Source organism: Acinetobacter endophylla (genome assembly GCF_053543775.1).
Map to the genome: position 1 here is coordinate 1 of NZ_JBLVOM010000235.1, position 22,692 is coordinate 22,692.

Genomic DNA, 22,692 nt, shown 5'->3' on the forward strand with positions numbered 1-22,692 from the left:
CTTGATTCAGGATACATTAGTGCATGAAAGCCTCACAGAGAGTCACTGAAACAACACACGCCTGCTAATGTCATTACATGCCAGATGCTTATATTAAATAGGACGTATGAAAATACGTGATAAAACCATTTTAAAGAATAAGGATAAGTTTTATGTCGAATGATAATTTTGATCGTGATGTAATTAAGAATGCGCCTAAAGATGTCCGCGATGATTTAAATGCCGATCCAATTACTGGTGAGCCTGGCGCACATCCTGTGGGTACAGGTGTCGGTGCTGCAGGTGGCGCAGCAGCTGGTGCAGCCATTGGTGCTGCAGGCGGTCCAGTGGGTGTCGCTGTCGGTGGTGTAGTTGGTGCTGTTGTTGGTGGTCTGGCAGGTAAAGGTGTTGGTGAAGCTATAAATCCAACAGAAGAACAGGCTTACTGGCGTGATAATTCGATCAATACGCCATACTATTCAGATGCACGTACCACCTATAGCGATCTGGATTATGACCGTGATTATGATACGGCCTATCGAGTCGGTTATGAAAACCGTGGCAGCTATGATGCTCATACCCGTTTTGAAGATGTAGAACCTGATTTGAGACTGAAATGGGAACAAATGAAAGGCGAATCACGTTTAAACTGGGAACAGGCTAAATTTGCAGTGCGTGATGCCTGGAATCGTGTTTCACGTTAATTTTTAATCTTTGGATTAAACTGAAGTTTCTTTGGTAAAATCTGCAATAGGTTTGTGGGTTTTACCAATTTTAGTGATACATCTCACGGTTTGATGAATTAATAAATAAAAGTAGAAAAGTTAATAAATATTTTTTTATATTTAATGCTTGTCAAATGATCACAGAGCGCGTATTTTAATTTCAGAATCACATTTTATGAAAGACATAACATGTTAAAGCAACCTATCATTTCAAACGCATATTTTTATTTCTGGCAGTTTAGCTAATTGCCTGAACGCGTTTGGGCAATGAAAAGGTTGCCCACCAGTTTATACCTGATCGGCAACCCTGATCAGGTTTTTTTATGCCTTTCATTTTACAATATTTTGGAGACAGCCATGACAAACTTTAACTATTCATACTTTAACAACTTTTATTGGTCTTATTTTAGTCAGCTAATGACACTCACAACACTTTCGATTAGACCCATAACGCTCAAATAAAAGTTTGGACTGATTGCCAGTCCCAGGATTAAAGTCATGAATACCCCAAACACATCACAACAACATCATGCTGAAAGCATTTTAATTTTACCCCAGCAGCTTAAGCAGCAATTGCCATTGTCTCCGCAATTGGCCAGCCAAGTCGCTGAACATCGTCAAACCATTCAAAATATATTAGAAGGCAAGGATCATCGTTTGATGGTGGTCACAGGCCCATGTTCCATTCATGATGAAGCTTCCGCGCTAGACTATGCAGAAAAATTAAAACAGCTTCAGTCACAGCTATCTGATCAGATTTTCCTGGTGATGCGTGCTTATATCGAAAAACCACGGACTACGGTAGGCTGGAAAGGTTTCCTTTACGATCCAAATCTGGATGGTTCATCCAATATGCAATTGGGCTTGGAAAAATCCCGTGACTTATACCTCAAAATCATTGAAATGGGTCTGCCGATTGCCTCTGAAATCCTCAGCCCGATGGCAACTGCTTATTTCGATGACTTACTAGCTTGGGGTGCGATTGGAGCACGTACCAGCGAATCACAAATTCACCGTGAAATCTCAAGTCATATGCCATATAGCATTGGTTTCAAAAATGGTACTGATGGTTCGATCCAGATTGCTCTGGATGCCATTCAGTCTGCCTCTCATCCACATCAATTCCTGGGGATGAGCCAGTCTGGTTTACCATGCATTTTACACTCGCAAGGTAATCCGAAAGCACATTTGATATTACGGGGCTCGAATAGTGGACCAAATTATCAACTGGCAGAAATTGAGAAAATCCGGGCCAAACATCAGATCGACTTACCGGCATTGGTGATTGATTGCAGTCACGGCAATAGCGCAAAAAATCCACTCTTACAGCCACAGGTTTTACATACTATTGTGGCTGAAAGACTGAAAACCAATGTACGAGGTGTAATGTTGGAAAGTCATTTACTGGATGGTAACCAGAAAATTTCTGAGCAGATGCAGTATGGCCAGTCTGTTACTGATGGCTGTCTGGGCTGGGCTAAAACCGAACAGATGTTGTTAAATATGACTGACTCACTACGACTTGAAGGTTTGAAGCGTAGTGCTTAAAACTGAATGATGTCTTTCCTCAATTGATTGGGGAAAGACAGAATCCGATGAGGCTGATCAGCGGCATTTACTTAAATGCTTAAAGTAGCTAATCAGAGCATTTGAAAATAAAAATAATGATTAGAACGATTTTATAATATGAATAGCCATCTCTACTATTTCTATAAGATGAATTTATGAATGATTTTTTAACGGTAACAGGTTGGATTATAGGTTTAGTATCAATTGGTTATGCTTATCTTTCAGGTAAAAAAAGCGATGAAAAATTTTCTAGTATTCTTAACAAACTAGCTTCTCAGCCTATAGAGATTTTAGCTATTCTTAGCTCACCAAATGAAAATAAAGTAATAGAGCTATATGACTTTCAGAATAGAGTTAATGAACCCTATGTTTTATCTAAGTTTGATATAGATAATGATGGAGAGGATGAAATTTTCATACAATCAGGTGCAGGACCATATAGCTGTAAATTAGAAATATATAATTATATAAAAGATCCAGATGAACCCACACTTCAATTAATGGATACAGTAGTTGTTAGCACGACTGCTGGATACATATTCACTGATATAGATAATGATGGGATGCTAGAAATTATAACAAATGATAATTCTATTAAGGCAGATAAACCCTATGTCTTAGGTTTTAGAGATAGAGTGATTTTCAAATTTGTAGATAAAAAAATTAAAGAAATATCACGTTTAGAGCTGTATACAGAAGAAGAAATGACATCAAGATTAGAAGCGTTTGAAAAGAGAATTTTAGTTAAGTTGAGGATATATAAATTAAATATATATTAAAGTTTTTCTAAAATTAACATAATACACCTTATGCGAAACTCAGTTTTTTATTTCATATAAATTATTAGGTTATACCGTATTGGAAAGCCTAACTCAGCTGAATTTAGCTTTTTTAATAATTTATGAAGTTCCACACCTATTATTTGAACAAAGTTCCACGATTGATTCTGTTCAATTTTCATAAACATTGTTCTATTTTTCATAATTCATTAGTGCATGTGGTAGAACCGAAATTGGTACATAAAAAATAGAGGAGTTGGTAATCATAAGGAAAAAAATAACACTCTATATGTCGTAAAGGACAAATTATGATTCGTCTGATAGAATTTTACCATTTAAATGACAATCTTCTTTTTGAGCAGAGTTGCTTTAAAAAAGCGTATATATTGCAGGTTAATTTCATTTTTATTGAAGTAAATCACATAAAAAATTTAAAATATTTTCTTTATAAATCAAATATGTTTGAGGCTTTAAAAAAAACGCTGCACAATGAAATCAAAATATTTTGACATAAATCTAAGATTGAGATTTGTGCCGTTGTGCATTTCCGGGGGAAAAGATGTTCACGGCAGAATTGTTGGACGAAGCAAAAAAATTCATGCATCACATGCTGACTAAGGTGGTGGAATATGGCGGTTCAGATTTATTTATTACGGCTGATTTTCCACCTAGTATTAAACATCAGGGCTTAATGAAACCTTTTGGACAGCAGGAACTCACGGCTGAAAAAACCAAGCTGTTTGCCTACAGCTTGATGAATGATAAACAGCGTAAAGAATTTGAAACTGAACTCGAGTGCAATTTTACCATCACCGTGCCAGGTGTTTCCCGTTTCCGGGTCAATGTGTTCCAGCAACAACTCAATGTCGGCATGGTAATTCGTACCATTACTGCAGAAATTCCAAACTTCCAGAAACTGAAATTACCGGAATCGCTGAAACATGTGATTATGGAAAAACGCGGACTGGTGCTGGTGGTCGGTGGAACGGGTTCAGGTAAATCAACTTCACTCGCGGCGATGATTGACTACCGTAATGAAAATTCGGCCGGGCATATCATTACCGTAGAAGACCCGGTTGAATATGTGCACAAGCATAAAAAATCCATGATTACTCATCGTGAAGTCGGAGTGGACTGCCATTCCTGGCACAACGCGCTGAAAAATACCTTGCGTCAGGCACCAGATGTGATTCTGATCGGGGAAATTCGCGATACTGAAACTATGGAACATGCGATTGCCTTTGCGGAAACTGGTCATTTGAGTTTGGGAACACTGCACTCCAACAATGCCAATCAGACTTTGGACCGAATTATTAACTTCTTTCCGGAAGAACGCCGGAATCAGTTATTAATGGATTTGTCATCCAATATGAAGGCAATTATTTCACAGCGTCTGATTCGTACTCAAGATGGTAAAGGCCGTCGGGCAGCGATTGAAATCATGTTGAATACACCACTTATTTCAGACTTGATTCTGAAAGGTGAATTCCATGAGCTGAAAGCAATTATGGCGAAATCGCGTGAACTGGGCATGCAGACTTTTGACCAGGCCTTATTTGACCTGTATAACCAAGGCGCCATTTCCTATGAAGAAGCTTTGCGTAATGCTGATTCTACCAATGAATTACGTTTGCAGATCAAGCTGAAAAGTAACCGCCAGGACACTACCGTAGCCACAGAGGCAACCCAATTCACCATGATGCAAGATCCAAAAGCGGAAGAAAAAGAAGCAGAGAATACTTCGGTGTCAGAATAAATATTTACTCAAAACATCACAGGCAGAATTTTCTGCCTGTTTTTATTTATCTTATTTATTATTCAATCCATAAAACTAGACGGTTTTACGTTGCACCACCAGCTTAAAATAAATAATACTGCTTAAGGTTAAAATACCGCATAGCATAAAAGCAAACTGATAACTGTAAGCTGCAATGATGGCACCAATCAGCAGTGAACCAATGGCAATCCCCAGATCATAAAAAGTATAAAAAGTTGAAGTTGCATAGCCAATTCGATGCTTGGGTGCACCCTGAATCGCCAAGGTTTGAATACATGGTTGTACACTACCAAAACCCACGCCAACCATGACCGCAGCCAGCATGAATCCCCATAAGGTCTGAATCTGGCTAAGTAAAAACAGGCCCAGACTAAAGGCCAGCAACGCCGGATAAATCACATATTGTGGACCTTTACGATCATAAATTTTCCCGGTGATCGGACGGAGGCTCATCATGGAAATGGCGAAAATCACAAAAAATAAGCCGGCATAGGCCATTAAATCCTTGCTGGCTGCATATGGTGCAATAAAAGACATGATGCTGGCATAAGAAAAAGAAATCAGCATAGCCAGTACCGCGACAGGCAGCACTTTCTTTTCCACAAAATCTGTCAGCTCAAGCGAGGTTTTCTTGTTAGTGTTTTTGATGATTTTTTCAGGCTCTTTTACCGGAATTAAAAAGCAGAAGGCAAATCCGATAAAAACTAAGGCGATCAATAGCGTACTGACCTGAAAATAAGACCAGTATTCCATCAGGCTCAGACCAATTAAAGGACCCAAGACAATCCCCAGATTTACCGACATGACAAAATAGCCCATGCCTTCGCCTTTACGCTGCTCCGGAATAAATTGGTTCACCACAGGCACGCAAACTGTAGTCAATATACTGAACCAGATGCCCTGGAAGAAACGGATGATAAACAGAATCGTGAGCTGATCTGCCAGCAGATAAGTAAGTGAAAACAGGCTAAAAAACACTTCTGAAATAATCAGGGTTCTACGTACCCCAAATTTTTCGATAATTAAACCGCTAAAAGGTCGCACTGCAATGGCAGAGACCATAAACAAAGTCATGGCCAGCCCCGCCTGGGTCAGGTTGCCGCCTAATTCTTTTAAGATATAAATCGGCAAAATTGTGGTTTGCGCAAAATAGAAAATAAATAAAAACAGGTTGTTGGCCAGACAAAGCACAAATGACTTGGTCCATAATGGCGCTGCATTGGCGTTCATGATTTTCCTAAAATGATATGCTGTAAGACGCTGGGCTCAGCATGGGAAATTATTGTTATAAATAAGCGCGACCTATTCAGGAGCGAAATGGATATGAGCAAGACTTTAGGAAAAATAAGTGAAAAATAAGTGAAAAATACAATGATATTTCATGATAAATGCATGAAATTTAATTTGAACTGGGAAATACAACGATTAATCTTTAATAAAAAAATCAGCCCGGAGGCTGATTATCTGAATCTTAGACCAGTTTAGAGGCCAGCTTCATATTCTGTATTGGAAAGCAGCTTTTCGACATCTGCCATATTGTCTGGCTTGATTTTATAAATCCAGCCTTTGCCATATGGGTCGTCATTAATGAAATCAGGATCATCTTCAAGATCAGGATTGATTTCAACTACCACACCAGACACCGGCGCATGAATATCAGAAGCTGTTTTTACTGATTCAACCACGCCAGCTTGTTCGCCCGCAGTGATATGTGAATCAAGATCTGGTGCTTCGACATAGACCAAATCGCCTAACGCATCCTGTGCATGGTCGGAAATACCGGTCACAACAAGATCACCCTCAATGCGGACCCATTCATGTGTACTTGCGTACTTTAATTCTGCAGGATGATTCATTGATAACTCCTTAAAAATCTTAAGATCATTTTTGACATGTTTTATACATTCTTTTTAAGAAAAACAAAAGGCTTATGCTGCTTTATAAATAAGGATCTTTGCGCCAGTTGCTCGGGCTGCGGCCACTCCAGCGTTTAAACGCCCGGCTAAAATTGGCGACATCACTATAACCCAGTTCATCGGCAATCTGTTCCAGAGTGAAATCTGTCCGGGACAATAATGAGGTGGCATGCCGGTAACGAACTTCATCGACTAGGGTAGAAAAGGAGGTGCCTTCGGCGGCGAGTTGACGTTTTAAGGTGCGGTCAGACATGTGTAAGCGATCTGCCACACTTTCAATACTCAGATAATGCTGCTCGGCATGGGTCAAGATATCTCGGACGCGCATCGCAATCCGATGCCGTTCGCCCAAGGCAGAAAGTTCCGTTTCACACTGGTTAATCGCAATCTGGCTGGCAATCGGATCGGCGTGCACCAGCTTATTCATCAGGTAACTTTTATCAAAGCTCAGAATTAAATGCGGTTGTTCAAAACGGAACTGATGCGTTGGAAACTTCGCCATAAAGCGTTCAAAACCTTCCGGCTTCTTAAAATCGAAGTCGATTTCTCCCGTGGCATCGGTAACGCCTGTAATGGCTTTGGCCATACTGATCAGACCAATCATCAAGGCAATGGAAATTTCGGTGCGCAGCGGTTCAAGCTGAATATCGGTTTGCAGCTGTACCGTGGCTTTAGCACCAAAAGTCGAGAAAAACAGTTGCAGGAAGGGTAAACGAAGTTGAATAAATCGATTCGCCAGTACCAGCGCATCGGTAATATTATTCGCCGTCATAATCGCATAGCCAATAAAGCCATGAATCGAGATCCGCATCTGTGTGCCGAGATGATAACCCAAGGTCGGCTCTCCGGTCAGTTTCAGGGCATATTTGACCAGTTCGTTGGCGACAGGGGTTGGAATACGAAAATCAGGATCTGCCAACTGTTCACTGGTCAGGCTAAAAGGTTGGAAAAGCGATTCATTGTTATAACCCCAGCGGGAAATGACATCGAGAAGCAGGAGACCGTAAACACCTGGAATTCCTTGGTCTTGGCGTGGAGCAATTGTTTTCATGCGCGATCCGTTGCACTCATTCAAATTTTTTTATTTATAAATAGATATTGGCATGAAGCCGCCAAATTTTTCATTAAAATTGTTGGACAAAATTTTGGCGATTGTGACTCTGCCACTGGCAGATTAGTCTAAATTCAGCATTAAAATCAATTTAAACCACATAATTTTATTGATGAAATTAAAATTATTTTATTGAACCGGACACATCTCTGCATTGGCTGACTAAGGACAAGGAAATTGCTTAAGCATTGAATAGGACTTCTTCAGAGAGCTTTCAGAACTAGAGAGTTATGTCATTTCATTAAAATACCAGATAGATGGCAACTTGCTGTTCATCTGTAGAGAAAATTTTAAAAAGAGAGGTCTGGCAAAGTTTTCCTTTTTCCAGACCTGTTCAATATTAAGGACGAGCAAATGATCAGAAGTTTTGAAATCTTCTACAGATCATATTATTCATGATCTTTTGATGCTTTGACCTGTTGCTGAATCAGCATGCCACCAGTTTGACGCTGCCAAAGTTGGGCATAGATGCCATTTAATGCCACCAGTTCATCATGCGTGCCTTGCTCGGCGATTCGACCTTGATCCAGTACAATCAGACGATCCATCTGGGCAATGGTAGACAGGCGATGCGCAATTGCAATCACGGTTTTACCTTGCATCAAGTCGTCCAGACTGTTTTGAATTGCTGCTTCGACTTCAGAATCCAGCGCACTGGTCGCTTCATCCAGAATCAGAATCGGCGCATCTTTCAGGAATACACGTGCAATTGCAATTCGCTGACGCTGTCCGCCGGAAAGTTTCACGCCACGTTCACCGACATAGGCTTCATAGCCTTTTTTGCCACGCAAATCCGTCAGATTAGGAATAAATTCTTCTGCTTTGGCTTTACGCACAGCTTCAAACATTTCTTCATCAGTCGCATCTGGACGACCATATTTAATGTTTTCCGCGACAGTGCGATGTAGCAGTGAAGTATCTTGAGTCACTAATGCAATATTCTTGCGCAAACTGTCCTGAGTCACATCGTCAATATCCTGACCATCAATCAAGATACGACCCTGGTTAATATGATAAAAATGCAGCAACAGTTGAATCAGGGTAGATTTCCCTGCACCTGAACGGCCGACAATACCAATTTTTTCACCTGGGCGAATGGTCAGATTAAACTGATCAATCACGTTTTTATCATTATAGGCAAAGCTGACATTTTCGAATTTAATTTCACCGTGATTGAGCTGTAGCTCTTTGGCACCCGGTTTATCTTCAATGGCAATTTTGCGGCCTAACGTTTTCATACCATCCTGAATGGTACCGACATTTTCAAACAGGGCTGAGGTCTGCCACATCATAAATTCGGCGATACTGTTCAGTTTCAGTACCATTGCCGTAGTTGCGGCAATAATGCCTAGCTCGGCTTGACCTTCCATCCACAGCCAGATCGCGGTACCCAGTACGCCGCCATATAACACTACACTCAGCAGTAAAATACTGATTTCGTATTGGGCACCCAGACGCATCTGTTTATATACCGTTACCATAAATTCCTGCATTGAGGTCTTGGCATACTGACTTTCACGGCCGGCATGAGCAAACAGCTTCACGGTCTGAATATTGGTATAGGCATCCGTAATACGCCCGGTCATGACGGCACGGGCATCCGCCTGGGCATTGGAAATTTTGCTCAAACGCGGAATGAAGTAACACGCTGCACAGATAAACAAGGCTAGCCAGACCATCAATGGAATGATCAGCAAAGGTGAAATTGCACCCAAAACAATATTGATGGTGATGAAATAAATCAGCACATAAGCCAGCATGTCACCCAGAATGACCCAGAATTCGCGTACTGCCAGAGCGGTTTGCATAACTTTGGCCGATAATCGTCCGGCAAAATCATTGTGGAAAAAATCCAGGCTTTGTTTCATGAGCAGATTATGAAAGCGCCAGCGTAAACGCATCGGGAAATTGCTATACAAAATCTGATGCTTAATTAGGGATTGGGCGCTAGCGAAAAAAATATTGGCCAGAAGAACAATACTCAGTAAGGTTAAATTGCTAGCATGCTGTTCCAGAAAAGTATCGGGCTGGCTTTTACTGAGCCAGTTCACCAGCTCACCAATTTTTGAATACAGAAAAGCTTCGAAGCTGGCAGCACCGGCAGTACACAGTACCAGAATCAGCAAATAACGGCGGACTCCATAGGCTGCCTGCCAGACAAATGGAAAAAACTTGGTCGGTAAAGGTTGGTTCAGATTTTTGGTGGGATAGGGGTCAACCAGTCTTTCAAGCCATCGAAACATTATCGTACTCTTATCATGCATTTTGCTTTTCGGGAATTATAAAGGATTCTGTTTTTTTAAGCCCGTAATTGGGTGAAATTGCCACAAAATGATTCACTCAATTAAAACTTGGATTATAAAAATTAAACTAAAGCCAAATTTATGCCAGTCAGGTTTTAAATAGATGAGGAAATAAAAAAGCCTGAAATGCAGCAGCACCTCAGGCTTGAGATTGGATGACTTGTGTTTAAGTAATAATAGAAGACGGTTGAGTAAATGCTTCCTTTAAATCAAGACCTGAAGGCGCTTGATACACTTTTAAACCAAATTCCGGAATAATCGCCAGCAGATGATCCATGATATCCGACTGGATATTTTCATACTCCACCCAGGCGGTGGTATTGGTAAAGGCATAAATCTCTAGCGGTAAACCCTCACTGGTTGGCTGCAATTGGCGCACCATCAGGGAATGATTTTTACTAATGCCCGAATGCTGTTGCAGATAAAACTCTACATAAGCACGAAAGGTTCCTAAATTGGTAAGACGGCGCTGGTTATATTGCGAATGATGGCTCAGTTGCAGGTTAAATTGTTCCAGTTCCTCTGATTTGGTATTTAAGTATTGATCCAGCAAAATAAAATTTTTCAGCTTATTCTGTTCTTCAGCCGACATAAAATGTACGCTGCTTTGATCAATATGAATCGAGCGCTTGATCCGGCGCGCACCGGCTTCCTGCATACCACGCCAGTTTTTAAAGGTATCCGTCACCAGTTTATTGGTCGGAATCGTGGTCACTGTTTTATCAAAGTTCTGTACCGTAATGGTATGTAATGACATATCAATGACATCGCCATCCGCGTTCAGCGAGGGCATTTCGATCCAGTCGCCAATACGCACCATGTCATAGGATGAAATCTGAACCGACGCCACCAGCGACAAAATGGTATTTTGAAAGACCAGCATCAACACCGCGGCCATGGCACCGAAGCCAGCCAGCAAGGTAAAGACATCCTTCTTCAGGAAAGTGCCGAGAATCATCAGGCCACAGACAATAAAGATAATCAGCTTGACCAGCTGCAAATAACCTTTAATCGGTTTGTTACGTGACTTGGGATTACGCTGATAGACCAGGTTAAAAATATTCAGTAATTCACCAAGAGCCAGGGCAATCGTCAGGAAAATAAAAGCCTGTGCCCCCATTTGCACAAAGGACTCAACCTTGTCAGATAAATGCGGTACTGTGGTAATCCCGTTCATGATCACCACTGCCGGAACAATATTGGCAATCCGGCGAATCACGCTATGCTCAGCAAAAATCTGATTATTGGCAAAAGGCATTCTGGAAATCAGTTGACGTATTCCGCGTACCACAATCTGTTTGGCAAATAGATTGGCAAGAATCGCCAGTAAAATCACAATACTCAGTGAAGATAGCATTTCCAGCCATGGGTACTGATTTGCCCATTCTTGAATATTCCGAATAAAATTAAACTGTTCCAAACGATCTTTCTCTTCAATCAAAAATTTAGATCAAGTTTATAGGTTTGGATCAGATTTTTTAATATTGGATAACTTTTTAAAACATATCTATTGGTCAGAATCATTCAATAAAAGTGCATAAAAATGAAAAAACCGGCGAATTCGCCGGTTTCTGATTTTCGATATTTCATTGATGATATCGCGATGCTTACCACATCAAATCATCAGGAATTACATAAGCTGCATACGGATCTTCTTCATCAGTGGTTTCTTCATTTTTCTCTGAATTATTCACAATAATAAAGCCCTGCATTTTCGCATTGATACGATCTGCCAGAGCTTTAGGCAAGAAAGCATAGCTGTCATTTTCACGGGCAATCACCAGACTGCCTGCCACCAGCGCATTATAGATTTGCTGATTTAAATAGACTTTCTTGATTTTACTGTCATCAATAAACTGATACACCGCATCGCCATCAGTATCACGGATTTTGTGCTGATTGATCATTTGCATAATTGCAGCTTTCAGCTCTTTTTCCTGCAACTGGGCTTTTTTCTCTTGCTCAATGGCCTGGTCTTTGGCCATTTTTTGCTGTTTGTCTTGTTCAATCTTGGCCTTGATTTGAGCCTCAGTGCTGTCACCGGTGCGTTTTTCATGCACAGCCTGTTTAGACAGTTTTTTGGCTTTTTTATTATCGACCAATCCTGCCTTTAACAATTGTGCCTGCAATGCATTTTTAACCATGAGAATGTCCAGATATTAGTCGTGTTAATGTCGATAACGTAAATAAATCACCCAATAGATGAGACTGAGAACCAGACTCAGTACTGCCGGGATCAGGAATGCATTTAATTTTAAATAAGGATATAGCCAGCTGGCAAGAATGCCACCGCTTAAAAAACCGAGCAAAATAAGCAGATGCAGAACCACGCGCCGTGATTCTACCTCTAAACCGCGCAAACGGTAACCCATTGCCAAGCCGAGGTCGGTCAGTACGCCAGATAAATGCGTGGTGCGAATGATGGCACCTTTATAGTGGCTAACCATGGCATTTTGCACACCCATGGCAACACAGGCCCATAACAAGGCGTAGCGCGGGAAATAGGGCAATAATAACCAGCAGATCAAAATAAAAATAGCCACCAGGCTTAAAGGGTAACCATAAAGCTGCCCCAGGCGAAAGTGACTATTTCCAAGAATGAGCCCGCTATAGGATGAACCAATGACATAGCAGAGTGTGACCAAAAAGAGATACAACATCTGTTCTGGTTGCCAGTTCAGCAGGGCCATAGCCAGCATGCTGACATTGCCGGTCATATGTGAAACAGACTGGTGCAGTACCGTCACCAGACCCAAGACGTTAATCATGCCGGCATTGACCGCAAGAAAAAACGCCCCTAATTGTACCCAGGTAGGTAAACGCTGTAATGGCATAACAACATCATTGGCTAAACATATTGATTAATCAATATAAAATCAATTTGATGCGCGGTCTACTGCTGCAGTAAATAAAACATCAGTCGATGAGTTTAGCGCGGTTTCAGTAGAATCCTGCAATACGCTGATGACCATACCAATGGCGACCACTTGCATGGCGATATCCGAAGAAATACCAAACAGGCCACATGCAACTGGAATCAATAGTAATGAACCGCCTGCAACACCTGAAGCGCCACATGCCGAAACGGTTGCCACCACAGAAAGAATGAGCATAGTGCTGAAATCGACGCTAATCCCCAAAGTATTTACAGCCGCCAATGACAATACAGTAATGGTCACAGAAGCACCTGCCATGTTGATCGTAGCACCCAAAGGAATTGCGATACTTGAAGTTGATTCCTTGACGCCCAGACGTTTTGCCAAGTCCAGATTGACTGGAATATTGGCTGCCGAACTACGGGTAAAGAAAGCGGTAATGCCACTTTCGCGCAAGCAAGTGAATACCAGTGGATACGGGTTGTTGCGTGTCATTAAGGCAACCAGAAGCGGATTAATTACCAGTGCAACGAAAACCATCGTTCCGAGCAACACAGCAAGTAAATGTACGTAACTGGTCAGCGTATCCAGACCAGATTCAGCAAAAGTCACTGCAACCAGACCAAAAATACCCAAAGGTGCAAAGCTGATCACTAAACGAATCACATAGTTCACTGCAAAGGCTGCATCATTCAAAAGCGTCTTGGTGCTATCCGATGCATGACGGAAAGCGATGCCTAATGCCACTGACCAAGCCAGGATGCCAATAAAGTTTGCTTCAGCAATTGCAACAACTGGGTTGGCGACAAAGCTGAGCAGCAAATTCTTCAGAATTTCCACCAGACTACCCGGTGGCTGCAAGTCAGCTTGTGCAGCAATATCCAGGAACAGCGTACTTGGAAATAAGATGCTCGACACCACAGCGCTCAGTGCAGCAAGGAACATACCGACCGCATACATCAGCATAATCGGCTTGATGGCGGCGTTGGATTGGCCCACTTTAAAATTCGCGATAGAAGCTAACACTAAAATGAAAACCAGAATCGGTGCAACAGACTTCAAGGCTTTAATAAACAGGTCGCCCAATAGGCTTAATGAGGGAGTAGCTTCGGGAAATACCACAGCCACACCCACACCTAAAATAATGGCGATGATGATTCGAGAGACTAAGCTCATGCGCATAAGGGCAGAAAACATAAGGTTGCCTTGTGAAAATTACGAGGGCTAAATTTGGGAAAAAGTTGCGCTATTTTATACTTAATTTAAACAAGGCTTAAAATATATTTTCATATAAAAACCAAGATATTGATATTATTGATTTATTCTAAAATTAATTGCTTTAAAACATTGCTTATATTGAAGAAAAACTTCTTAAAATGATGAATAAATCACCACTTTTAAAATTGTATTCATGAAATAAATATCAAAGTTAAATAGATAAATTCAAATTATATTTGAAAATTTAAAAAGTTAGAACTTATGACCGGTTGGAATTTCCGGCCATAAGTTCAAGTATCTGCTGTCTTAAATTGTATAATCTTTATGCTGCTCAAAGATCTCTGGCGCAAGGTCCTGAATCGCCTGAAAATGGGTCAGATAAATGCGCCCGCTCAAATGCGTCATCAATTTAGAAGCTTGCAGCTTGTCCATGACCGGACCTTTGACTTCGGCAAAATGCAGGCGAATATCCAGTTTGGCCAGTTCCGTATTTAAATCTTCCAGCATTTCCAAGGCACTCAGATCAATCGCACTGATGCTGGAACAGTTGATAATCACATGTTGTAGCTGGTCATTCAGGCTGATCTCATTGATTAGATAACCTTTAAAGCTATTGGCATTCAGAAACGTCAGATTCTCATCAATCCGCAGTGACAGCACCCGATCGGAGGTACTGACCTGATGACGCTGAATATTGCGAAAATGCTGGGTTCCTTCCACCAGACCGACAACCGCAATATGCGGCCGGCTGATTCGCCATAGCATCAGCACAAAGGTCGAAACGATCCCAATAATCAAACCAGTGGAAATATCAATCAGGACCACGCCGAGAAAAGTAATCCACATGGCAAGGCCATCTGCCTTGGAATAGCGCCAGGCATCAAAAAATGGCTGAAAATTAACCAGCTTCCAGATGGAAACAATAATCGTCGCGGCCAGAATGGTCAGCGGCAGATCTTCAAAAAATCCGGTAAAGAACAGGCTCACGAAAATAATCAGAATCGAGGATAAAACACCGGCCATAGGTGATTTAGCACCGGCATCGGCATTCACCACCGTCCGCGACAGGCTGCCCGTCACAGGAAAAGCTGAACTCACGCCTGCACTGATATTGGCCAGACCGAGCGCAATCAGTTCCTGATTACTGTTTAAATGACTGCGTTGCTGCAAGGCCGTCGCTTGAGCAATCGATAGTGACTCCACAAAACTGATCATGGCGATCATGCTGGCACCCGGTAATAAGGTCATGACCAGTTCCCAGTTCCAGTGTGGAAAAGACAAGGGTGGAAAACCGGACGGAATTGCACCGACGGTTTTAATGCCCTGAAGCTTTAAATCCAGAAATACAATTGCTGCAATGCCGAGACACACCAGAATCAGGGGCACCGCACGGACTAAAAAATCTGTAGAGCCGATCCGGCTTTGTACAGCCTGAGATTTTAATAACTTGGGCAGATAGATCAGTAGACCGATAGAGAGCAGGCCGAAAATCAGGCTCGGCACGTGCAGTAGCGGGAAATATTGCAGCAGACTGCTGGCGAACTCCGGAATGTTATTGGCTTTTAAGGGAAGATCGACCAAAAACTTTAACTGTCCAAAAGCAATCAATAAGGCAGAGGCAATAATAAAGCTTTGAATCACGGGATGACTGATCAACTGGATCAGAAAACCAAAACGGAATAATCCCAAAAGCAGGGAAATAATCCCGACCATCAGTGCCAATAAGGTCGCAGCTTCGATATAGACCGGTGAGCCGACTTCAAAAAGTGGATTGAGCGTAGCAAAAGTCATCATGGAAATGATGGCCACGGGGCCAATCGATAAAGTCGAACTCCCACCGAGCAGGGCATAAATGATCATCGGCAGGATGCTCGCATATAAACCCATGATCGGCGGCAATCCTGCCAGCATGGCATAGGCCATCCCTTGAGGCACCAGCATTGCCACCACAATCAGGGCAGCCAACACATCGGATTTAAATTTGACCGGCGTGTAGGGGCTTAACCATGCCCAGGCAGGCAGTTTATGCAGAAGTTTAGACTTGGAATTTGGCATAAAAAGGTCTAAATCACAAATATAGATATATTATGCACAAATTCTGCTAAGAAGTCTTAGCTGATCTAGCTTCTTGATGATTCATGTTTAAAATGAATCATCTGGGTCAGTCACGTATCATTCGAAAACTTATGATCGTGATCTTAATGATTTAAAACGACATCAATAAGAGTTTAAAGAAATTCATCTTGATGACTGAAAAAAGAAAGATTCTTTATTTAGCTGGATTGCCGCAATACAATCGATAAAGGGTATTTAAGACCACAATCAAATTTTGATCTTTAATTGAATAATAAATCTGTTTGCCATCGCGTCGGGTATCTACCACATCGCTTTTACGCAGCATCATGAGCTGTTGGGAAAGAGTCGGCTGTTTAATCTCAGTTATTTCCTCAATTTCTGAAACATTCAGTTCCGCTTGAGACAGATGACATAAAATGAGAAGACGGTCGGTATTGGCCAGAGATTTTAAAATGCCGACGACCTGTTCTGCTGAATCGCGCATAGTCGTGATTTCAAAATCGGTTTTCATTCAATATGTCCATTATAAAGTTACAGCCCGCTAATTATACGGGTCTTAGCCCGTAATACCTTGCTAAAAACAGTTAAGTTTTATGGTTTTTAATGAATTGAATTATCAATTAAAATTATATTTTAAATATTGATAGATAAGATAAATTTATTGCATAGTGCAGAAAGTATTTTAGTTCACATTCGTGCAATGAAGTGCAAGTTTCATCAAACATCTACAAAGCAAAAAAATGCTTGTATGATGTTTAAGCGACTTAAACCAATAACATCAGGGATATCATCATGAGTACAGATTCAGCTTTTCCAACACCGAATAATTTAGGTATAGCGGTTTATAGTAATAATGCAGACGCGATTGGAAATACACCGCTTGTTCGTATTAATCGTGTGATTTCCGCTCCGGTCACGGTACTTGCGAAAATTGAAAGCCGTAATCCGGCATTTTCAGTCAAGTGTCGTATTGGTGCAGCGTTGATTAATGATGCTGAAAAATCTGGCAAACTCAAATCCGGTATGCATATTGTCGAGCCAACCAGCGGCAATACCGGTATTGCATTGGCTTTTGTTGCGGCAGCCAAAGGTTATGACATTACTTTGACCATGCCTTCAAGCATGAGTATTGAACGCCGTAAGGTGGTGAAAGCATTGGGTGCCAATCTGGTACTGACTGATCCGGCCAAAGGCATGAAAGGCGCGATTGAAGAAGCACAACGTCTAGTCAATGAAAATCCTGAACTGTACTATCTACCACAACAGTTTGAAAATCCTGCTAACCCTAAAATTCATGAAGAAACCACGGGTCCAGAAATCTGGGAAGCGACTGCGGGAAATGTCGATATTCTGGTCGCAGGTGTTGGAACAGGTGGAACCATTACCGGTATTTCACGCTACTTTGAAAAGGTAAAAAATAAGCCTTTATATTCAGTGGCGGTGGAACCTGCTGAGTCTGCAATTATTGGTCAGGCCAAACGCGGTGAAGACATTACACCTGGACCACACAAAATTCAGGGGATTGGTGCCAACTTCATTCCGGGCAATCTGGACCTAGACCTCGTTGATGAAGTAATCGCCATTAATAGCGCAGATGCAGTCGAATGGGCACGTAAAACAGCAGCTCAGGAAGGTATCCTGGTCGGCATTTCAAGTGGCGCGGCTATGGCAGCAGCGGCACAATTGGCGGCTCGCCCTGAAAATGCCGGTAAAAATATTGTGGTGATTTTGCCAGACGGTGGTGAACGTTACCTGTCTTCGATCTTGTTTGAAGATATTTCTGCCGAATAACATTGATGCATTTTATATTTTAAATACTGCCATACAAGCCTGAAGTCATCTTCGGGCTTTTTATTGGGTGATTTTAAATCGCAGCAGGACGCTGCATTTTTAAATCGCAGCAGGACGCTGCATTATTTTTAAAATAGTCAGATGAAGGACTTGACCTTACCATGATGGGAATGTTTAAGCTATAACATCAACAATGAGTTGAGGTGTGGAGATGGGCATGGCAGAACAAGACAGCAACCGGTTATATGAACAGCAGGTGCAGATTGGCGGTATGACCTGCGCCTCCTGTGTAGCTCGGGTAGAAAAAGCCTTGAAAAAAATTGAAGGCGTGGTCGAGGCATCTGTCAATCTATCGACTGAAAAAGCTTTTATTAAAAGCCAGCAGCCAATTGCTGCCGCTGCGCTGGTTCAAGCAATTGAAAAATCCGGTTTTGATGTACCGACGCAACAGTTTGATTTAAATATTGAAGGCATGACCTGTGCATCCTGTGTGGCTCGCGTAGAAAAAGCCCTAAAAAAAGTGGAAGGCGTACTGGATGCACAAGTGAATCTGGCCACTGAAAGGGCGCATGTGAGTGCGATCAATTCTGTGCCATTGTTTAAACTAACTCAGGCAGTGCAAAAAGCCGGTTTTGATATTCAGAGCAACCGGATTGAACTGACGATTGAAGGTATGACTTGCGCTTCATGTGTGGCACGGGTTGAAAAAGCTTTATTGAAAGTAGAAGGTCTCAGCGAAGCACAGGTCAATCTGGCCACCGAAACTGCCTGGGTGAAAGCCTCACATTCCCAGATTCCGGCCTTGATTGCTGCCGTGGAGAAAGCCGGTTATCAGGCCACAGTAAAATCCGCTACGGATATGTCGGCAGATAGCCATGGTGCTTTTCAGGAAAAGAAAGCCAATGAAACGGCACAACTGAAACGAGATTTATGGCTTGCCGTCATTCTGACAGCACCTGTATTTATTCTGGAAATGGGCTCACACCTGATTCCGGCTTTTCATCATTTTATTGCACATACGCTGGGAACCCAGAACAGCTGGTATCTGCAGTTTGTGCTGACCACTTTGGTACTGATTATTCCGGGACGGCGTTTTTATCAGCATGGGATTCCTGCATTATTACGTCTGGCACCGGATATGAACTCGCTGGTGGCCGTTGGAACCATTGCCGCCTATGGCTTTTCCTGTATTGCGACCTTTTTTCCGCAGTTGTTACCGCAGTCCACCGTGCATGTGTATTTTGAAGCGGCCGCCGTCATTGTCGCGCTGATTTTACTGGGGCGCTATCTGGAAGCCAAAGCCAAAGGGAAAACCTCAGAAGCGATTCAGTATCTGATCGGCTTGCAACCGAAAACAGCCCGAGTACAACAAAATGATCACTGGGTTGATCTGGCAATTGCCGATGTACAACAAGGCATGCTGATTGAAATCCGTCCGGGTGAAAAAGTCGCCGTCGATGGTGAAGTGGTTGCTGGGCAAAGTTATATTGATGAAGCGATGATTAGCGGTGAACCTTTGCCTGTGGCCAAACAGGCTGGCGATCAGGTTGTCGGCGGTACGGTAAACCAGAATGGAACCCTACAAATCAAAGCTACTGCGGTCGGCCAAGATTCGGTACTGGCGCAGATTATTCAGATGGTAGAACAGGCGCAAGGCTCAAAACTGCCAATTCAGGCGGTGGTCGATAAAGTGACTTTATGGTTTGTGCCGGCTGTTATGGCACTGGCGGCCTTGACCTTTATGGTCTGGTTCCTGTTTGGGCCTGAGCCGAATCTGACCTACGCCTTGGTAAATGCGGTCGCCGTACTGATTATTGCCTGTCCATGTGCGATGGGGCTGGCGACTCCTACTTCAATTATGGTCGGAACTGGCCGTGCAGCAGAACTGGGCGTGTTGTTCCGTAAGGGCGAAGCATTGCAGTTAATGCAGCAAACCAAAGTCGTCGCGCTGGATAAAACTGGAACCTTGACTGAAGGAAAACCATTGCTGACCGACTTTGAAGTCACCGCTGATTTTAATCAGCAGACCGTATTACAGCTGGTGGCTTCGGTAGAGGCCAAGTCAGAACATCCGATTGCCCACGCCATTGTTCAGGCTGCTCGCGAGCAAGAGCTGGAACTGATGGACGTGACGGATTTTGATTCGATCACTGGTGCAGGGGTAAAAGCACAGGTTGCTGGTCAGCAGCTGCATATCGGTGCAGAACGTCTGATGCAGGACTTGGGCTTAAATGTCGATCTGTTTAGAGCCACTGCACAAAAGCTCGGTGATCAGGGTCGTAGTCCTTTATATGTAGCGATTAATCAGAAACTGGCTGCGATTATTGCAGTAGCCGATCCGATTAAACCAACTACTTATAGCGCGATTCAGGCCTTGCATGACCAAGGTCTTAAAGTGGCGATGATTACCGGGGATCACCAGCATACCGCACAGGCGATCGCCAAACAGTTGAAAATCGATCAGGTGATTGCCGAAGTCTTGCCGCATGAAAAAGTCAATGCAGTACGACAACTCCAGCAGCAATACGGCGTGCTCACTTTTGTTGGGGATGGAATCAATGATGCACCGGCATTGGCCCAGGCCGATGTCGGTATGGCGATTGGAACCGGTACCGATGTCGCGATTGAAGCAGCCGATGTGGTGTTGATGTCAGGCAATTTACAGCATGTGGCTACAGGCATTGGTTTAAGTCAGGCGACCATGCGCAATATTAAACAGAACCTGTTTTGGGCCTTTGTCTACAATATTGCCTTAATTCCGATTGCCGCGGGTGTGCTTTATCCATTTTGGGGTATATTGTTATCGCCAATGTTTGCCGCAGGTGCGATGGCGTTGTCCTCCGTGTTTGTCGTCAGCAATGCCTTGAGATTAAAAGCCTATCAACCGGTGCAGTTTAAGGAGTCAGTATGATGAATATTGGTCAGGCGGCAAAACGTTCTGGCATCTCTGCGAAAATGATTCGTTATTATGAAGACATTGGTTTGTTGCCGGCTCCGAAACGCAGTGATACAGGTTATCGGGTTTATAGTGATGCGGATATTAAAATCTTAAGTTTTATCCAGCATGCACGTGAACTGGGATTTTCTTCAGAGCAAATGAAAGAATTACTCGGCCTGTGGCTGAACAGCTCACGCCAAAGTAGTGAGGTCAAACAGCTGGCACAAAAACATATCCAGTTTTTACAACAGAAAATTGCCGATATGCAGCATATGCTATTAATTTTACAGCAATCGGTTGAGCAGTGTGCCGGCAATGAACAGTCTGATTGCCAGATTTTAAAACAGATTGAACAGGGTGTCGGAACTGAACAGCACTGACATGCGCTGTATTCACATCAATTTTTAAACCGATCCTATGGAGCTAAACATGAAATTCCGTATTGAAAATATAACTTGTGGTGGCTGCGCGCGCAGTGTCACGGCTACGATTAAAGATCTGGATGAAAATGCCACTGTGAATATTGATGTGGCCACTAAACTGGTTGAAGTTGAATCGACAGCCAGTGAATCTGAGATTGTTGCAGCTTTAACCGAAGATGGTTTCCCGCCTGTGGCAGCCTGATCATTGTCGAGTTAGATTGCGAAAGTGATCTTATGCACTCATACAGCCAAATAAAAAATGCCTGATTGAATCAGGCATTTTTTATTCTAGTGATCATACCGATGAGATTTTATCTGGCGTCATGAGTGCCTGATTAATATAAAGTTTAATTAAACGTTCACGTGACCCAATTGCTTTTTGGTAATGGGTCGAATTTAATAACAGCGAAGCGCCATAGGTGACTGTCCAGATATAAGATAAATAATCGCGAATCGACATGGCACTTTCTAAAGCCACCAGATAATCATGGGTGATGTCTTTAATCCGGATAATCCGTTCTTCACGAATACGATAAAGCTCCTGAAATAACTCTTTCAGATTTTTTTCGTTATTGGTTAAACGCTCTTCAATGACATGCAACAGGATGGTTCGGTTTGAATTGAGCATGTGATAAAGCATATATTGTGAAACATAATTTTTAATATCGTTATTATGCTTTTTTGATATTTCTAGAATTCTTTTTTCATTCAGAATAATCAGTTCTAAATATAACTGGTTCTTGCTTTTAAAATGTTTGTAGATGGTTCCTTTTGCGATGTCCAGTTCACTGGCCAGCTCACTCAGGGTAATGTCCTGATTATTATCCAGTAGCAGGCTTTCCGCCATGCTCAGGATCTTCTCTTTACGAAGAAGGAAGTTCTGCTGTCTTACAGTCGTCATCTTCTTGGTCCATACTTTTCGAAAAAGAACCTTTCAAGAATATGCAATTTTGCACGCGATGGCTATAAAACTAAGGTCGTGATATTTATCTCATTTTGTATATTTATGCAGCAACTGCTGACAAATAAAAATAGCGATGCTAAGCAGACAGAAATATTGTCAAGAAAACTGAACCCTAGAGATCAACTTTGCTAAATAAAATTCCATTTTCAGTATAATTATTTTATTGTTTCAGCGCACGAAGCTAAATCCTTCGACTGTTTTAAGCCCATATTCATCAGGGTTTAGCACAGGAAAACGATCAATATTAA

The 22,692-nt window shown here is 42.3% G+C and carries 19 protein-coding genes; 8 read left to right on the plus strand and 11 right to left on the minus strand.

Going from position 1 to position 22,692, the window contains the following annotated elements; genetic code table 11:
- The first annotated feature begins 152 nt into the window (after positions 1-152).
- From ACNPNW_RS07955 to ACNPNW_RS07970, 4 genes are all read left to right on the plus strand, one after another.
- On the plus strand, positions 153-683 hold the full coding sequence (locus ACNPNW_RS07955; protein WP_004280428.1) for a hypothetical protein: 531 nt from the start codon (positions 153-155) through the stop codon (positions 681-683).
- Positions 684-1,202: 519 nt separating this feature from the next.
- Complete coding sequence (locus ACNPNW_RS07960) at positions 1,203-2,252, plus strand: 3-deoxy-7-phosphoheptulonate synthase (protein ID WP_262466725.1); 1,050 nt, start codon at positions 1,203-1,205, stop codon at positions 2,250-2,252.
- A gap of 176 nt (positions 2,253-2,428) precedes the next feature.
- Positions 2,429-3,052: an FG-GAP repeat domain-containing protein gene (locus ACNPNW_RS07965; protein WP_448766858.1), complete on the plus strand. Its 624-nt coding sequence runs from the start codon at positions 2,429-2,431 to the stop codon at positions 3,050-3,052.
- Between the two features lie 559 nt (positions 3,053-3,611).
- A complete protein-coding gene (locus ACNPNW_RS07970) occupies positions 3,612-4,808 on the plus strand; it encodes a PilT/PilU family type 4a pilus ATPase (protein WP_448766859.1) in 1,197 nt (398 codons plus the stop codon).
- 75 nt (positions 4,809-4,883) lie between these two features.
- On the opposite strand, the gene ACNPNW_RS07975 is transcribed toward ACNPNW_RS07970, so the two are convergent.
- The 10 genes from ACNPNW_RS07975 to ACNPNW_RS08020 all read right to left on the minus strand — a co-directional run bounded on the left by ACNPNW_RS07975 (position 4,884) and on the right by ACNPNW_RS08020 (position 16,840).
- The gene (locus tag ACNPNW_RS07975; protein WP_262466476.1) at positions 4,884-6,059 is read right to left on the minus strand and encodes an MFS transporter; all 1,176 of its coding nucleotides are present in this window, start codon (positions 6,057-6,059) and stop codon (positions 4,884-4,886) included.
- Between the two features lie 251 nt (positions 6,060-6,310).
- A complete protein-coding gene (gene gcvH / locus ACNPNW_RS07980; protein WP_004280423.1) occupies positions 6,311-6,685 on the minus strand; it encodes a glycine cleavage system protein GcvH in 375 nt (124 codons plus the stop codon).
- A gap of 82 nt (positions 6,686-6,767) precedes the next feature.
- Positions 6,768-7,796, minus strand: a complete 1,029-nt coding sequence (locus ACNPNW_RS07985) for an AraC family transcriptional regulator (protein WP_004280421.1) — start codon at positions 7,794-7,796, stop codon at positions 6,768-6,770.
- Positions 7,797-8,245: 449 nt separating this feature from the next.
- Complete coding sequence (locus ACNPNW_RS07990) at positions 8,246-10,099, minus strand: ABC transporter ATP-binding protein (RefSeq protein ID WP_004647067.1); 1,854 nt, start codon at positions 10,097-10,099, stop codon at positions 8,246-8,248.
- Positions 10,100-10,325: 226 nt separating this feature from the next.
- The gene (locus ACNPNW_RS07995; RefSeq protein WP_005266301.1) at positions 10,326-11,600 is read right to left on the minus strand and encodes a mechanosensitive ion channel family protein; all 1,275 of its coding nucleotides are present in this window, start codon (positions 11,598-11,600) and stop codon (positions 10,326-10,328) included.
- A 166-nt stretch (positions 11,601-11,766) separates the two neighbouring features.
- Positions 11,767-12,303, minus strand: a complete 537-nt coding sequence (locus tag ACNPNW_RS08000; RefSeq protein ID WP_216986065.1) for a DUF2058 domain-containing protein — start codon at positions 12,301-12,303, stop codon at positions 11,767-11,769.
- Positions 12,304-12,327: 24 nt separating this feature from the next.
- Positions 12,328-12,993 carry a YoaK family protein gene (locus ACNPNW_RS08005; protein WP_216986064.1) on the minus strand — a complete coding sequence of 222 codons (666 nt, stop codon included), beginning with the start codon at positions 12,991-12,993 and terminating at the stop codon, positions 12,328-12,330.
- 42 nt (positions 12,994-13,035) lie between these two features.
- Entirely contained in the window at positions 13,036-14,232 is a 1,197-nt protein-coding gene (sstT, locus tag ACNPNW_RS08010) for a serine/threonine transporter SstT (protein WP_004731137.1), read from the minus strand.
- Between the two features lie 327 nt (positions 14,233-14,559).
- Positions 14,560-16,308 (minus strand): SulP family inorganic anion transporter, encoded by a 1,749-nt coding sequence (gene sulP / locus ACNPNW_RS08015; protein WP_448766860.1) that lies wholly within the window; start codon positions 16,306-16,308, stop codon positions 14,560-14,562.
- A 214-nt stretch (positions 16,309-16,522) separates the two neighbouring features.
- Positions 16,523-16,840, minus strand: a complete 318-nt coding sequence (locus tag ACNPNW_RS08020) for an ArsR/SmtB family transcription factor (RefSeq protein ID WP_004647061.1) — start codon at positions 16,838-16,840, stop codon at positions 16,523-16,525.
- A gap of 281 nt (positions 16,841-17,121) precedes the next feature.
- On the opposite strand from ACNPNW_RS08020, the gene cysK reads away from it, so the two are divergent.
- From cysK to ACNPNW_RS08040, 4 genes are all read left to right on the plus strand, one after another.
- On the plus strand, positions 17,122-18,120 hold the full coding sequence (cysK, locus tag ACNPNW_RS08025) for a cysteine synthase A (protein ID WP_253148403.1): 999 nt from the start codon (positions 17,122-17,124) through the stop codon (positions 18,118-18,120).
- Positions 18,121-18,331: 211 nt separating this feature from the next.
- Positions 18,332-21,031: a heavy metal translocating P-type ATPase gene (locus ACNPNW_RS08030; RefSeq protein ID WP_448766861.1), complete on the plus strand. Its 2,700-nt coding sequence runs from the start codon at positions 18,332-18,334 to the stop codon at positions 21,029-21,031.
- Positions 21,031-21,438, plus strand: coding sequence for a Cu(I)-responsive transcriptional regulator (gene cueR / locus ACNPNW_RS08035; RefSeq protein ID WP_034436442.1), 408 nt, complete (start codon positions 21,031-21,033; stop codon positions 21,436-21,438). The genes ACNPNW_RS08030 and cueR overlap by 1 nt, the downstream gene beginning before the upstream one ends.
- A 49-nt stretch (positions 21,439-21,487) precedes the next feature.
- Complete coding sequence (locus tag ACNPNW_RS08040) at positions 21,488-21,682, plus strand: heavy-metal-associated domain-containing protein (protein ID WP_423090274.1); 195 nt, start codon at positions 21,488-21,490, stop codon at positions 21,680-21,682.
- A gap of 93 nt (positions 21,683-21,775) precedes the next feature.
- Here the strand turns inward: ACNPNW_RS08040 and ACNPNW_RS08045 are convergent, their stop codons facing one another.
- Positions 21,776-22,381: a TetR/AcrR family transcriptional regulator gene (locus ACNPNW_RS08045; RefSeq protein WP_195726010.1), complete on the minus strand. Its 606-nt coding sequence runs from the start codon at positions 22,379-22,381 to the stop codon at positions 21,776-21,778.
- Positions 22,382-22,692 lie beyond the last annotated feature (311 nt).

Coding starts and splice junctions, on each gene's coding strand:
- ACNPNW_RS07955 (WP_004280428.1), top strand. CDS start 153: ATGTCGAATGATAATTTTGATCGTGATGTAATTAAGAATGCGCCTAAA.
- ACNPNW_RS07960 (WP_262466725.1), top strand. CDS start 1,203: ATGAATACCCCAAACACATCACAACAACATCATGCTGAAAGCATTTTA.
- ACNPNW_RS07965 (WP_448766858.1), top strand. CDS start 2,429: ATGAATGATTTTTTAACGGTAACAGGTTGGATTATAGGTTTAGTATCA.
- ACNPNW_RS07970 (WP_448766859.1), top strand. CDS start 3,612: ATGTTCACGGCAGAATTGTTGGACGAAGCAAAAAAATTCATGCATCAC.
- ACNPNW_RS07975 (WP_262466476.1), bottom strand. CDS start 6,059: ATGAACGCCAATGCAGCGCCATTATGGACCAAGTCATTTGTGCTTTGT.
- gcvH (WP_004280423.1), bottom strand. CDS start 6,685: ATGAATCATCCTGCAGAATTAAAGTACGCAAGTACACATGAATGGGTC.
- ACNPNW_RS07985 (WP_004280421.1), bottom strand. CDS start 7,796: ATGAAAACAATTGCTCCACGCCAAGACCAAGGAATTCCAGGTGTTTAC.
- ACNPNW_RS07990 (WP_004647067.1), bottom strand. CDS start 10,099: ATGTTTCGATGGCTTGAAAGACTGGTTGACCCCTATCCCACCAAAAAT.
- ACNPNW_RS08000 (WP_216986065.1), bottom strand. CDS start 12,303: ATGGTTAAAAATGCATTGCAGGCACAATTGTTAAAGGCAGGATTGGTC.
- ACNPNW_RS08005 (WP_216986064.1), bottom strand. CDS start 12,993: ATGCCATTACAGCGTTTACCTACCTGGGTACAATTAGGGGCGTTTTTT.
- sstT (WP_004731137.1), bottom strand. CDS start 14,232: ATGTTTTCTGCCCTTATGCGCATGAGCTTAGTCTCTCGAATCATCATC.
- sulP (WP_448766860.1), bottom strand. CDS start 16,308: ATGCCAAATTCCAAGTCTAAACTTCTGCATAAACTGCCTGCCTGGGCA.
- ACNPNW_RS08020 (WP_004647061.1), bottom strand. CDS start 16,840: ATGAAAACCGATTTTGAAATCACGACTATGCGCGATTCAGCAGAACAG.
- cysK (WP_253148403.1), top strand. CDS start 17,122: ATGAGTACAGATTCAGCTTTTCCAACACCGAATAATTTAGGTATAGCG.
- ACNPNW_RS08030 (WP_448766861.1), top strand. CDS start 18,332: ATGGGCATGGCAGAACAAGACAGCAACCGGTTATATGAACAGCAGGTG.
- cueR (WP_034436442.1), top strand. CDS start 21,031: ATGAATATTGGTCAGGCGGCAAAACGTTCTGGCATCTCTGCGAAAATG.
- ACNPNW_RS08040 (WP_423090274.1), top strand. CDS start 21,488: ATGAAATTCCGTATTGAAAATATAACTTGTGGTGGCTGCGCGCGCAGT.
- ACNPNW_RS08045 (WP_195726010.1), bottom strand. CDS start 22,381: ATGACGACTGTAAGACAGCAGAACTTCCTTCTTCGTAAAGAGAAGATC.